The organism is Sorangiineae bacterium MSr11954, from assembly GCA_037157815.1.
GTDB lineage: Bacteria > Myxococcota_A > Polyangia > Polyangiales > Polyangiaceae > Pendulispora > Pendulispora albinea.
The window spans coordinates 3,102,314-3,116,455 of sequence record CP089984.1 but is presented as its reverse complement, the minus strand read 5'-3'; the positions used below and the strand labels follow the sequence as shown (position 1 = coordinate 3,116,455).

The following is a 14,142-nucleotide window of genomic DNA, read 5'->3' as shown; positions in this document are numbered from 1 at the left end:
TGGTCGACGTTGCGTATGCGCGGGTGGGTGAATGCCGGACCGGCCGGGGACGGTGCGCAATATTCGAGCTGGCGATGGGCTGGCGCCGCACCCAGCCCGGCCTCGCAATGGTCCATTCCGCCGGTGGACTCGAAGAAGAGCAGTGTGGCTCCGCAGACTGGGAGCTTCACGCGGAAGTCTTCTTGAACGACTTGTGTAGTAGTCTACCCCTCGCGATGTGGTTGTCGGGTAAGGCACCCGGCCGACCCTCGAACGAGTAAGGACGGCGGCCGTGTGGATTCAGTGTGGCAGCCGTTCGTCGCGGCGGATCGGGATCGTCCGCCGGACCAATACCGCATGTTCTTCACTGCCATTTCTTACACAATTCGACGAGCCGGGCGAAACACCGCATAGCCCTGACCGAACTCGGATCGCGTTGATTCGTACACGGCGCCAATTCCCTCACGCCGTCGAGCCTCGGTGGCGGATGCCACCTCGCGCGAGCTCACGAGCATCGCGAGCGCGTCCAAGGTCACGGGTCGGATTGGTACGGGCCAGCGCCAATGTCGTACGCGATCGCGAAGCACGAAACCCACGGTGCGATCTCGACCATCGCGCGTAAACGACGGAAAGAGCGGCAGTGCCTCGAAGGCAAGCCAAACGGCACCGGGGACGCACGATGTTTTGTCCTTCGTTGGAGCCTTATGGCGGAGAGCATGCATCCGTTCGGTACCGGGATCCCAACCGGCTCCCCAGATCGGCGCCGAATACGCCCATGGCCCGACGAGCGCCTCACGCCACACCTTCGATGGCGCCTCGCGGACGAATGTGAGAATGCTTTGCATCGTTTCAATGAAATTTTGTTGCCCCGATGCCATGTAAAACGCCGTCGGCTTGATCAGACCCTTCGACTTGTCCACGGCGCCGTCTGCTGCAAGCGCAGAAAGAAAATTGGCGAGCTCGTGATCTTCTCCCAACGCGCGAGCGAGCACCGCTCGGTACTCTTCCAGCGGCACACGCACGTCGGCCTTCGCCCAGGAGAGTAACTCATCGCGGCTCGAGCGACTCCACTTCGCCAGGATGCCGATCAGGTCGTCGACGCTCGCGTGCTCACATTCGATTCGCGCCACCCAATCGTCACGCTCTTCGAAGTAAAGGCGCGGCTCACCACCTTGCCGCGTCAGCACACGAAGCAGCCCGAAGGATGCCAATGCTCCCAAAGGATGACTCCCAATCAGCCCATCGAGCTCGAGCACGCTCATCCCCTTGCCTCCTCGACCCGCATCTCCTCTTCATTGTTCTCGATCCCTCGCCCGGCCTCCAAACGCTTCTTCTCCTCGATTTCCGCTTCGGACCGTCGGTGGTCCGCGAGTCGAAGAATCGTTTCGAGGTAGGCGAGCCCCCAAACACCATACTTCCGCTGCAACCGGACGAACAACTCCACCCATCCGGAGTCGACAGCCAAAAGGTTCGGTCGCCCGCGAAAGAGAAGTTCGTGACCGTCGACTTCGAGCTCGAACCATGTGCCGGCATCATCGACAATGGGTTGAAGGCCGCGACCACGACCATGATGCGACCCAATGAGGTAGCGCACGAGCCCCGTATCGTGTGCGCTCGCCATGAGCACGGGATATCGGTCGACGAGCGCAACCGAATAACACTCATGACGTGCGCCGAGGACGACCCCCCGATCGACAGAACGGCCCTTCGCGAGCAATCGGCTACCGTCGGCGCCAAGCATCGCCTGAAAACGGGGGTCGGCTTTGCCGAGATCGTGAAGACGCCCGGCCAGCGTCAAGTCATCGACGAGCACGCTCGCAAGCCCGACATGACGTGCAAACCTTTTCGCGTATTCCGCCACCCCAAGGCAATGCTCCTCCAAGGGGACCTCCACCGTACGTTGGAGGCCAATCACGTCATCACTCAAGTCATCCGCTTTCGGATATCGAGCCCGCAATGCAATGCCAAAGGCATCTTTCCCTGCCTGGGACAATGCTTCGATGACGCTTGGCCGGGTACGCAACTTCTTTGCTAGTTCGACAACTTCGTCTCGAAGCAGAGGGCCGTACACCTTGAACCATTCGAAGAGCGCAATTCGCACGCCTGCACCGTCGAAGTCCTCCTCGTCCCCGAGTATCCTCGTTATTCCGCGAGCAGCCTCCCGGAGCTCGTTCCGGTCGCCCTCTCCGAGCCCATCCTTGCCCCACCCTCGCGCTATTTCGTCCGTGAAGACCAACATCGCAGCGCGCGAACCCCGGCGCCGCGCGGCAAGAGAGAGATCGCGTACATGGTCCCTATTTCCGGGCGAAAAACCATAGCGATCCGTCCCGCCCCACTCGCACGGAATCACTACCATCGATCCGGGTCGGACCTGCTGGAAAGGCACCGTGTTCACCCCATCATCATCGAGCACGAGTACGTTGGCATTCGTCCGTCCATCGTCATCGTCCGCCACGACATCCCCGTCCAGATCTCCGGCGTCCACGAGCTTGATCGGCTTCTTCGCGGCCTTAGCTCGCACCAACGATCGAAAGCTGGAAAGGGGGAGGCTCATCGCTTCCAACGCCAACGGCGGAAGCACGTCGAGAATTTGCTTTGCTTTGGCGCTATCGAGGTTTTTGTCGCCATCGCAAATCCCATCGCGCCATACGATGGCGACATCGGGCGCCTGTTCCACGAACCCGTGAAGGAACTGTGCCACGTCGGGCTCGATCGCAGGCCGCGGGCTCGTCTGCGCAAGAAGATGAACGAGGGCGGGAGAGAGCTCGGGGGTCGCGGGGCTCGATGGAATCGTGTCCGGCGTCGCCTCGGGCGCTTGCCGGATTCCGAGATCGACGATTCCGTCGGACGCGGCTCGTTCCAAAAGCGTCCATGTCGAGGCGATCGTGGCGCCATAGACGGGATCATCTTCGGCGTCGGCCTTCGCCAAAACAAGCGCCCCCCGCGCGCTATCTCGTATGCCGAGCCGGTTCAGCCGCCCCACCCGCTGCCGGATGGCCGGATAGCTCGCCGCCTCGACGAACATGGTGTGAAAATCGAAGTCCGCACCGACTTCAATGGTCTGCGTGGCAACGATCACGATAGGAAGCTCACCAGCGCGTGGAGCCTGGCTCGACTTGAGCTTCGGCGTCAGATCCGCCATCAGGGTATCGCGGTCCAGAGGTCGGATACGGCCAATGAGAAGATGCACGTCCGCCGTACCTTCGAGCGCTCGCAGCAGCGAGGAGTGAATCTCTCGCGCCGTGGCGACACGATTGACCACAATGCCGATTCGGGGCTTTTCGCCCACGGCCTGCGGGGGTGCATTCAGCTCCACCTTCACGAGATCGACGAATGTCTTCGGCAACGCGTCGCGCTTCGGCACCTCGATGAGGCGCATTGGCTTGTTGGCCTGTAGCCTTCGTCGAAGCACAGGGTGCCGTTCGTCCATTTCGTCCAAGGAGAAGTCCGGACCAACCGAGGGTGTCGCCGAGAGTTGGCTCCATCGCAGCGCTCGGACGCCGAGGGGCTCCGTCATTCGTTTTTGTTCGCGCTCGAGCCCCGCTAGCGTCTTCCGAAACGGCTCGGCGATGTGAGCTTCATCGAGAAGAACGAGCGTGTCGAATCCAAACATTCCCGCGTGCATCGGTGCCGCGAAATCGGACACGCCATAGCCGCGAAACAAGAGGCGCGATCCGAGTTGATCGACCGTCGACAACACGACGGCAACCGCCGTTGGATCGCGTACGAGGTTTCTCTCACGGGCGACACCTCCTCGCAACGTCATGACGTCGATCTCGGCTCGGCCGGAGTGCTCCGCGAGCAGATCGGCCGCCCGGCGGAGGATGCCGTCTTTCGCGTTGCGAATCGATGTTGCGATGTGCTTCGCGCGATCTGCAGCTTCATCGACGATGATGCGGCGGTCGACCACGAACGCAATCCGTCGCGCCGCATTTCCAAATTGTCCATGGGTCCACGAGACCAGCAGATGAAAGAGGGCAATATCGATGCATGCCGTCTTCCCCGCACCGGTCGGCAGATCAATCATACGAGGCCACTCGTTCGTCTTACAAAGCAATGCTGCGAGGCGCACTTGCCATGGGAATGGCTCATGAGCATGAAGCGCGAGAAAATATTCTCGGAACGAATCGGCGTTCACGAATTCCCCCTTGGTAGGAGCAGCCCGAGTCCCATGTGGCGCGCGGCCCCGAGGAGAAGCGGCCCTTCCACCTCGCAAGGGAAGCGGACGTGAACGTGCCGAAGGAGGCGACCTCGAACCGAAGACACTCCCCGACGCAGAACGTCGCGGGCTCGCGGTGCTCCACGGAGAAAGGCGACGTCCTGCAGGTACAATTCGACGGGCTGGGGTAAGCCGAGTCTTGCCAAATCCTTCAGCACGACTTGCTCCTCGGAGAGGCCCTTTTTCGGTTTGGGGTGAAGGCTCAGCGCGACCGGCGTGACCGACACCCAAGTGGTCGCGGCCCTTGCATAGCGTCGGAAGTCGAGCGAGCGGCGACCGTCCTCGCGATGTCGTGCCCCCACGGCGATGTTTCCAAGGGATCCGAAGTGAAGTGTTCGCAAACGAGACATGGCGACGTCGAGCCGAAGAAGTTCGTCATCGGCGATCTCGCGGGGTAGCACGACCGCAATGCCCTTTATGGTGCCGTCGGCAAATTCGTGATCGATATTGGCAAGCGGCACATACGCAATATGCGTCCGAGCCGCCGGGATGCCCCGCCCGGAGTGCCCGGTGAGGACTTCGGGAGCGTTATCGCCGAGTAACGACAAAAGAGCTTCGCGGTAGCGAACAATCAGCGACGCCATGTGCTCGAGCCCGAGGGTGACACCACCGACGGTGACGATCCGCGCGGCCCCGTACGGGCCATATGGTCGAGCGGGGCGAATCCGGCCATATGCGACTTCACGCCCCTTCGGGGGCTGGACCAGTGTGTCCGATTTCCGAAGCTGGTGCACGGCGTTCAACCGATCGAGTCGTCCCGGGCCGGGAACGCGCAAAATATGATTGCCGTCGAGCGACGGCGCGAGGGTCGGCGGAGGGGCGTCCGAGCGCCGCGTCATCCGAACCAAGGAGCTGCTGTGACCGAGATAGGGCACACGCTCGACCAAACGATCCAACGCACGGGCGTGCTCGTTCTCGGGCTCGACCGATGGCCAAATGAACGTTACGACGGGTTTGGCGGGTATGATCGCCGGGAAAAAGCGCTCCTGACGCTTTCGTTGCTCGACGAGCGGAGCGGAGCGGAGACGCTCGACCGTCTCGTCGTTGATCGGTACCCAGTGCTTGACCATCGTGCGACACGACACGTCGTCGTCGATGCTCGCCGCTATCTCGGGCGCAGGAAGTTTCTCGAGCCATCGAAGTGCCGCCTCGCACCTCGCATGCTCATCGCTCGAGTCCACGCGAACGTCGGCAAGTGCGTCGACCAGGGCCGAGAACAATCGGGACGGGTGCGGCGGCCATTCGGCGGCGTCGCGTTGGCTGACGTCGCTCGCGACGGCACGGCCAAGTAGGTATTCCACCTCGATCGCGAACACGTCGATTACTCCGCACCAGCCTGTCGGCTGAGCGAAATCAATTTCGAGAGGTTGGCGTGCGGCTTCATCACCTTCGGGGCGGGATCCCAGGGAAGCCCGGCTTTTTTCGCGCGGGTTACGGCTTCATGGTAGAGGGCGATTGCGCCCTTGGAATCGAGCGCCTCCGTCGTCACGGTGCCGTCTTGCCCCACGATTTCGAAGCTACTCGTGCCATCCGCAACGAGGTCGCAACGCGATCGCAATGCATAACCGCGCTCTCTCGTACTTGTAAGAGCTACGAGTCCGAGCGCGACGAGAACGGCACGCGCAGCTTCGTCCACCGCCGGGTCACGCCGCCCTGCGAGCGGGAATCTAAGGCGGCGAAGGCCCGCCAGAGTGATGACGCTCAGCTGCAGCGCGTAATCACACGTCACGCCACCCTTGAGCGAGCGACGCTCCGCACCGGCCCCTTCGTACGCAACCGAAACCAAGATATTACCGTGATTGACCTCCGAAGGCCGCGTTCCTTTGGCCCGATCGTCCTTCTTTGTCGCCACGCCTTTCGGTCTCCAATCACCCGACTTATCAATCTCGATTTCGACGTGTCGACTGATGCCGAGTGGATCTTGCCGCACCCCACCCCGCGTCTCTCCCCGCTCGACGTGAACCCCGATGATCTCGGTAACCATATTACGCGCAAACTTGTTGCCGAGACCACCCGCCGACCCAGTCGAATCCCAAGTACCAAACACGAGCGCACTCGGGCCATGAGCGAACAGCGCCGTTGCATTTTGCGTATTGCTCCGACACAACTCGGCATAGAGCGGATGCTTGGGAAACGGCTTCCCATCGAGCTCTGAATCACGAAAAATAGCATCGAACACGCGATGCGGAGCGTTCAATGTCGTCACCTCTCCAAGCTCTGGAAACTCCGAAAACTCCGTTCGAAAGTGCGGAATTTCGATTTTCCCTGCCTCGACGAGAGCCCCAAGGACCTCCTCTTGCCGATTGGCACTCGACGGTACGCTATCGAGAATCACGCATGGGACCGAAATTCCACCAATACGGCGCTGCTCGAGGCAGTACACACCACCTTCGAACGTTGGCGGGAAAACCTTCGAACCGTCTCCCGCGGAGGATTGCAATCGTTGGGTCAAACGGATGGCGGCATACGGACCAGCTAGGAGATCACTCAAGTTCACGTTTCACTCTCCGGGATCGAGGAAGTCGAGACGCGCCACGGCCGATGAACTGGCGGCGAGTTTCCGTGCATCGGAGGGCGGCAGCGAGGCAACCGACGAAGCTTGCTCACTCCACGAAGCCTGCGCAAGGACTCGCCATGCGGGGCGCGTCGATCAAGAAGGGAGGCCGCAATCCGTCCTCGACGAAGAGGGCATTCCCTTCGCCGAGAGGAGAGACATCGTCAAATTTGCAACGTGTGGACATGACGCCGAAGCGTTCTTGGAGCATGTATTCATAGCGCAACCGAAACGTGCGCGTCCGTTTTGGACGCGGCACAGGCTTCAACGTGACGGCCATTCATCTGGGCGGATTGGCGGAGCGCGGCAACCTGAGTACAGCCTCAGAGCGCATCACGAATGCAGCGACCTTTCGTCTCCAGATTGGCGGAACTGTTGACCTAGGAACAACTCCGGGTCGTAGCCGAACGAGCGATGACCGCTCCGCCGCGATGAACGGCGGCCACGTGAAGCTGGCGCCTGCACTATCGAGCCCCGTGCGCCAAAGACGGCCACTCCGCCGAGATGAACGGCGGCCCCGTTGCAACCGCACATATGGCTTCAACGGGGCCGCCGTTCGTTACGGCGGAGCGGGCCTCATAGCTCATGTTTCCGTGTCGGTCGATGCTGAGGCTTTAACGGGGCCGCCGTTCATCACCGCGGATCGGCGCGCTGTTCCGTGAGCGGGTGCGACGCGAGGAAGGATGGCCGCTTCAACGTGGCGCCGTTCATCACGGCGGATCGGCCCGAGCTGCACCGCCGGCCCCAGCGTGGTCGACACATAGCTCGCTTCAACGTGGCCGCCGTTCATCATGGCGGATCGGGCCGTACCTGACCTCGGCGTACGCGCTCTGGAGATTGGTTCTACTTCAACGTGGCCGCCGTTCATCACGGCGGATCGGCCGAGGCGTCAGTAGGGACGGCGCAATCCCGAGTCTGTGACTTCAACGTGGCCGCCGTTCATCACGGCGGATCGGTCCCGTCGACTATGCGGCAAATGCGTAGAGCCGAGCACTTCAACGTGGCCGCCGTTCATCACGGCGGAGCGGTGTGACGTGTGCGCCGATCGGCATGAACAGGGTTGGTATTTCAACGTGGCCGCCGTTCATCACGGCGGATCGGATCGTGGATTCAGCGCCATGGGCAGGTGAGACACTTGCAACTTCAACGTGGCCGCCGTTCATCACGGCGGATCGGTTGGTGGGCGTCGTTTCAACTCGAGGAGCGCTTCCTGCTTCAACGTGGCCGCCGTTCATCACGGCGGATCGGCTCACGAGCGCAACGATTGCCGACGCAACTGTTGCGCTTCAACGTGGCCGCCGTTCATCACGGCGGATTGTTGCCGAGCGTGTCGATGCGCAGAATTCGGTGCAGCCCGGTCGCCGCGTGAACGCGGATGATCCGGGCTGCCCATTCCGTCACGAGTCGGCCGGCGGGTCCTTCTTCGCCTTGCGGGCTGCCCGCCTGTCCTTCGCGGTGGCTTCGGATTCGCGCATTCGGTAGCTCTCTCCTTCGATGGTGACCACGTCGGCGTGATGAATCACTCGCTCGACGAGGGCCGTTGCGCAGGTGGCCGATGGGAAGATCGTGTGCCAGTCCTTGAAAGCGAGGTTCGTGGTGAGCACGAGGCTCTTCTTTTCGTACCTTCGACTGACGACTTGAAAGAGGAGATCGGCATTGCGATTGTCGAAGGCGAGAAACCCCACCTCGTCGATCACGAGAAGGCCGATCTTGGAGAAGTAGTGCAGCCGGCGCTCGAGCGCCCGCGCCGACTCTTGAGCTCCGAGATCGAGCAAGAGCTTTGCGGCCGAAAGAAAGAGCACGGAATGCCCGGCGAGCACCGCGCGATGTACGATGTTTTGCGCGATCATCGTTTTTCCAAGCCCGCTCGGCGACACGAGCACGACGTTGCGATGCGCCGCGACGAAGTCGACAGAGAGGACGGATTCGACCAGAGGTCGGTCGATCTTGGTCGGCCAGTCCCATTCGAAGTCGCTCATCGGCTTGAATTTCTCCAGCCGGCTGCGCGACATCCGCCGCTCGAGACCGCGCCTAGCCCGGTCCTTCTCTTCCAGGTCGGCGATGTACTCGAGGATCTCGGTCAATCCCCAACGCTTTTTCGTCGCGAGCGCGACCAGATCGTCGAAGGCGCTCGCGGTGGAGAGCAGTCCGAGGGCGCGAAGGCGCTCGCGAAGCTCGGTCATGGCTCGTCCTCCCCGTCGTGGCTCTTGGCGAGTTTGTCGTAGACGGCGAGTGAGCGCGGTGCGACGACGATGTCGCGCACGCGCGGATCGTTGGGCAGTACGGGGGGCACTTGCAGCGGAGCGCCGCGGGCGCGTCGGCGCTGGTCGAGGATGTGAGCAACCGATTGCGCGGTGAACGCGCCACGCCGATGGGCGTCGGAAAGGGCGGCTTGGAGCTCGCTTTCGCCGTGCTCCTCGAGCAGGTGCAACAATCGGGTCGTGGTCCCTCCGAGGTGTCCGCCGTGGCGCGCGACCTCGTGGAGGAAGGGCTCGGCGCTCGTGCACACGGCAAAGAGTCGATTCCGACCGCGATGCTCGCGCGCACGTCGTTTTTCGTCGGCGAGCGCCGTGAGGTGCTGCGGCGTCTCGATCTGCCGTCCTTTCTCCCATGACCTCGGGTAGCGCGCGACCTCGGTGTTGCCATCCAGGATGCGAAGCAGGGCGTCGGATGCGACGAGTGTCAGTGGCTTGCGCACGAGGGTATGAGGAATCGAATAATCGTTGCCGTCGAAACGGATGTAGGGTGATTTGCCGGAGGCGGTAGCTCGAACGTAGTCGCAGAGAAAAGGGTGCTCGGGCAAAGCGAGCAGACGTCCGCGCTCCTGCTCGAGGGCGTCATGGATGGTGCGCTTGTGCAGATCGCCAGGGACGATGCGCGCATGTGCGACGCTGCCAATCCAGTCGTCCAGTTTGCGATTGAGCTCTTCGACGGAGCGAAACGCGCGGGCGGCAAAGAACGATTCGCGTAGGTACCGAATGGCGCGCTCCACACGACCCTTTTGATTGCCGCGCGCCGGCGCGACGGGCTGGGGGGAGAAGTGGTAGTGCCCGGCGAGATCGAGCAATCGAGGGTGGAATCGGATGACATCGCCCACGCGCTCGAGCACCGCCGTCTTGAGATTATCGTAAAGGAGGGCACGCGGGACACCGCCATACGTATGGAAAGCCGCCACGTGGCAGCGCAGAAAGCTCTCGAGCGTTTGATCGAGAACGAAACGGGCGAAGATGGCCCGCGAATACGAGAGCACCATCACGAAGCACGAGAGCGGTCTCCGTGTCTCGCCGATGGTGATGGAACCGAACGAGCCCCAATCGACTTGAGCCTGCTCCCCTGGGAGCGTCGTGAGACGGAAAAAGGCTTCGTGCCGAGAGATGGGCCGGACGCGCCGAACATATCGCCGAAGCGGCCACACGGAGCCTTCGTAACCACGCTGCGCGATCATTTCCAGCACGCGGGTGGCGCGCAGTCGCGGGTGGGTCTCGAGGGTCGCGCGGATGAAGGCTTTGTACGGATCGAGCATCGAAGCGCTCGCGCGATAGGCGACATTGGCGAATCGCTGTGGCTCGATCGCGTGCTCGACGGTGTCGCGGTGGAGCCGGAGCTCGGCCGCGATGGTGCCGATCTTCCAGTGCTCGGCGAAGAAGAGGCGGCGAATGCGCGAGCGAAGCTCGGGCGCGATCATCGAGCCACCTCGAAGAGGAGCAACTGTCGCAAGTCGTTGAAATCGCCAACGCCCGCGAGATCACGATGGCGCCGTCGTCTCGGGGGGAGCGCGGGCAACCAATCGAGCGAATAGAGCAATCCGCCCTCGTCCCCGAATGCCGCGCGATAGAGGATGGAGTCGGATGCCCCATCCCGGTCTTTGGCACAAAGTGCAGCGCGGACCTTCTGCCCCTGCCAGAGGGCCACGGCCTCGAGCAGCGTCGCGAGGGCGCGCGGGTGCGCAGGGTCCGCGCGCAGATTGGCCTTTACGATCGTCTCGCGGGCGCCGGCCATCGCGAGTACGCGGGTGGTGAGCGGTCCGGGGGAGATCCCCATCCAAATGTCGGTCATCGAGCGTCTCCATCGCCGAGGGCTGCGCCATCTCCGTGACGGCGGGCGGCTCGGGCGAAACGAGGGTTGCTGGAGGGCCAACTTCTGGGCGACCGGTGTCCGTTACATTTCGCCCGCGATCGCGGAGGCGAGCGACCCGACGGGCGGTGGCCCACCGACCTTCGAAGCTCTGCCAATGCCTTCGCTTCGATAAGGCTCGAGCCTCGGCGCGTTGCAAATCGCGACAGGTCTCACTGCAATAGAGATGACCCCGATCGCAAGACGAGCAAAGCAGGATGAGCCGACGACAGGTGTCGCGAATGCACTGAATTTGTCGAAGATCGAGAGCGTCGTGCACACGGCGCCGCCAGGAATTGGGCCGGCGCTGGGCACTCGTGCGACAACGTCATCGTCGAACGCGTGCACACCGCGGGCGACCTGGGCTCGAAGTGGTCAGACTTCGGGCCCTTCTCTTTTTTCAGGCGGTCATCCCAAATCGTCCCAGAACCGGCGCGCGGTGGCCAACTACGTCACGAGACCGGCCTGCCCGAAATTCCCCGCTTCGAGGCGCCCGCCAACATAATCAGCGTCGGGCATTCACTTCCCGCTTCAACGTGGCCGCCGTTCATCACGGCGGATCGGCGGAGCGAGAACGCGAAGCGCTGGTCGGCGATGCCGAACGCGCTTCAACGTGGCCGCCGTTCATCACGGCGGATCGGCCGCGGCGGTTCGCCGATTGAAGGGTTCGACGGTCGAAGTGCTTCAACGTGGCCGCCGTTCATCACGGCGGATCGGCAAGGAGTCGGGCCTCGCACTAGATAACTCCATGGCGGACATGCTTCAACGTGGCCGCCGTTCATCACGGCGGATCGGGCCCCGGTTGCCCGTTGGGGTCAAGCCACGTACGTAGAGTGGCTTCAACGTGGCCGCCGTTCATCACGGCGGATCGGACGGATTTGTCGTGGTGCGCTGATCCTAGCAGAGTCCTCTCGCTTCAACGTGGCCGCCGTTCATCACGGCGGATCGGGCCTCGCGGAACACGACAACCGAAGGCCCGCGGTGCTCAAAAAGCTTCAACGTGGCCGCCGTTCATCACGGCGGATCGGGCGCAAACGAGGGGTATCGGCGCATGAAGGACGTGAAGCTTCAACGTGGCCGCCGTTCATCACGGCGGATCGGCTTTCGTTATGAATTTCACGCGTCCACCTCCTCCGGGTCGTGCTTCAACGTGGCCGCCGTTCATCACGGCGGATCGGCCGGCCACGGGTCACGTCCTCTTCGCTGGCGGAAGGTGCGCCCGCTTCAACGTGGCCGCCGTTCATCACGGCGGATCGGCTGGCGAACGTTACCGTCACGCTGGAACGTCTCATTCTCGGTGCTTCAACGTGGCCGCCGTTCATCACGGCGGATCGGCTTGGCGAGGCTCTTTTTGACCGGCCCGTATATTCGGGTGGCTTCAACGTGGCCGCCGTTCATCACGGCGGATCGGGCGCGGAGGTACTCTTCCGACTTGCCCTTGGCGTCAAACTTCGCTTCAACGTGGCCGCCGTTCATCACGGCGGATCGGTTCTCGAGCTCCTCTACCGTAAGCTTGGACAAGTCGGTGTGCTTCAACGTGGCCGCCGTTCATCACGGCGGATCGGCGCTCTTTTTCGGGTCCTTTCGCTCTCGAGCCATCCTGTAGCGCTTCAACGTGGCCGCCGTTCATCACGGCGGATCGGTGAGATGCCGACGAGTTGTAGCGATGGATATGTGATGCTTCAACGTGGCCGCCGTTCATCACGGCGGATCGGGTCCAGATGGCACAGCGCAAGGCAGAGTGCTTGGAAAGGCTTCAACGTGGCCGCCGTTCATCACGGCGGATCGGAAAGCTCGTGCGGCTAATATTCGCGAAAATATGGATCGACTTGCTTCAACGTGGCCGCCGTTCATCACGGCGGATCGGAGATCAAACCTTATACTCTGGTATATGGGTTCCGTCGTTGCGCTTCAACGTGGCCGCCGTTCATCACGGCGGATCGGGGTAAGATTCTTTCTGACGACGACGCCATTGCACTCTACCATGCTTCAACGTGGCCGCCGTTCATCACGGCGGATCGGACGCTCGAGACTACGCCTGCAGTCGCCGGGGTCTTCGTGCTTCAACGTGGCCGCCGTTCATCACGGCGGATCGGTTTTCTCGATGCACTCCTCGGCGGGCGCTTGGAGCGCTGGCTTCAACGTGGCCGCCGTTCATCACGGCGGATCGGAGCGTCACATCTTGGACGCGCATTGGATTTTCAGCGTCGTGCTTCAACGTGGCCGCCGTTCATCACGGCGGATCGGCTCGTAATCCACGTGCACGACCGGCGTCGGTGTGCACATGCTTCAACGTGGCCGCCGTTCATCACGGCGGATCGGCCGAAATAGAGTTGCTTCGACTGCAAGTCGAAACCCTGGATGCTTCAACGTGGCCGCCGTTCATCACGGCGGATCGGCCGGTGAGCTCGCCGGGGCGATCGCCCCAATGTTCTTCGGCGACGCTTCAACGTGGCCGCCGTTCATCACGGCGGATCGGGAGGCGTACGGGCCAACGCGCGGCGAAGAAGTCTTGGCTTCAACGTGGCCGCCGTTCATCACGGCGGATCGGCCTCCTCCGACGCACCATCCGGGAATACCGGAAAGAGCTTCAACGTGGCCGCCGTTCATCACGGCGGATCGGCGGTGAGAGCGGCGTTTCTCGCGCTACGCCCGAAGCGATTGAGCTTCAACGTGGCCGCCGTTCATCACGGCGGATCGGCGAGCAAATATTTGGGTCTATGTTAAATGTGTGGAGGCGGTCATGCTTCAACGTGGCCGCCGTTCATCACGGCGGATCGGAGGCCCAGCGCCCCGTGGGGCTCGACTCCGGAGAGGCAGCTTCAACGTGGCCGCCGTTCATCACGGCGGATCGGCCATCCGCGGCGTCGTCCCGTCGACGGGGCTCCCGACGGCTTCAACGTGGCCGCCGTTCATCACGGCGGATCGGCTCCCAGAGAATATTATTGAACTTACTCGAGGAGATGCCGCTTCAACGTGGCCGCCGTTCATCACGGCGGATCGGGGTCCAGCGCGCGGGGGCTTCGACGCCTCATGGCCCACGAGGTGGCTTCAACGTGGCCGCCGTTCATCACGGCGGATCGGACCTATGTCGACGCCATCGAGTTGCACCCGACGACGCTTCAACGTGGCCGCCGTTCATCACGGCGGATCGGCTGCCGATGATGTTCGCGACACCTGCTTCATCGCCGCTTCAACGTGGCCGCCGTTCATCACGGCGGATCGGACCATCGCGAGCTTCGGCGCGAACGTCTTCGCCAGCGACGAGCTTCAACGT

At 62.5% G+C, this 14,142-nt stretch carries 7 protein-coding genes and 2 CRISPR repeat arrays (1 of these 9 running past the window's edge); all 7 genes read right to left on the bottom strand.

Going from position 1 to position 14,142, the window contains the following annotated elements:
* Positions 1–356: 356 nt before the first annotated feature.
* On the bottom strand, positions 357–1,241 hold the full coding sequence (locus LZC94_12115; GenBank protein ID WXB17993.1) for a hypothetical protein: 885 nt from the start codon (positions 1,239–1,241) through the stop codon (positions 357–359).
* A complete protein-coding gene (cas3u, locus tag LZC94_12110) occupies positions 1,238–4,051 on the bottom strand; it encodes a type I-U CRISPR-associated helicase/endonuclease Cas3 (protein WXB20180.1) in 2,814 nt (937 codons plus the stop codon). The genes LZC94_12115 and cas3u overlap by 4 nt, the downstream gene beginning before the upstream one ends.
* A 62-nt stretch (positions 4,052–4,113) precedes the next feature.
* On the bottom strand, positions 4,114–5,499 hold the full coding sequence (csb2, locus tag LZC94_12105) for a type I-U CRISPR-associated protein Csb2 (GenBank protein ID WXB20179.1): 1,386 nt from the start codon (positions 5,497–5,499) through the stop codon (positions 4,114–4,116).
* Positions 5,500–5,519: 20 nt separating this feature from the next.
* Positions 5,520–6,695 carry a type I-U CRISPR-associated RAMP protein Csb1/Cas7u gene (cas7u, locus tag LZC94_12100; GenBank protein ID WXB17992.1) on the bottom strand — a complete coding sequence of 392 codons (1,176 nt, stop codon included), beginning with the start codon at positions 6,693–6,695 and terminating at the stop codon, positions 5,520–5,522.
* Positions 6,696–7,290: 595 nt separating this feature from the next.
* A CRISPR array of direct repeats spans positions 7,291–8,071; the repeat unit is 35 nt; unit sequence CTTCAACGTGGCCGCCGTTCATCACGGCGGATCGG.
* A gap of 78 nt (positions 8,072–8,149) precedes the next feature.
* Positions 8,150–8,935 carry an IS21-like element helper ATPase IstB gene (istB, locus tag LZC94_12095; GenBank protein ID WXB17991.1) on the bottom strand — a complete coding sequence of 262 codons (786 nt, stop codon included), beginning with the start codon at positions 8,933–8,935 and terminating at the stop codon, positions 8,150–8,152.
* Complete coding sequence (gene istA / locus LZC94_12090) at positions 8,932–10,437, bottom strand: IS21 family transposase (GenBank protein ID WXB17990.1); 1,506 nt, start codon at positions 10,435–10,437, stop codon at positions 8,932–8,934. The genes istB and istA overlap by 4 nt, the downstream gene beginning before the upstream one ends.
* Positions 10,434–10,808, bottom strand: a complete 375-nt coding sequence (locus LZC94_12085; protein WXB17989.1) for a hypothetical protein — start codon at positions 10,806–10,808, stop codon at positions 10,434–10,436. The genes istA and LZC94_12085 overlap by 4 nt, the downstream gene beginning before the upstream one ends.
* Positions 10,809–11,393: 585 nt before the next feature.
* Positions 11,394–14,142: a CRISPR direct-repeat array (repeat unit 36 nt; unit sequence GCTTCAACGTGGCCGCCGTTCATCACGGCGGATCGG); it runs 259 nt beyond the window's last position.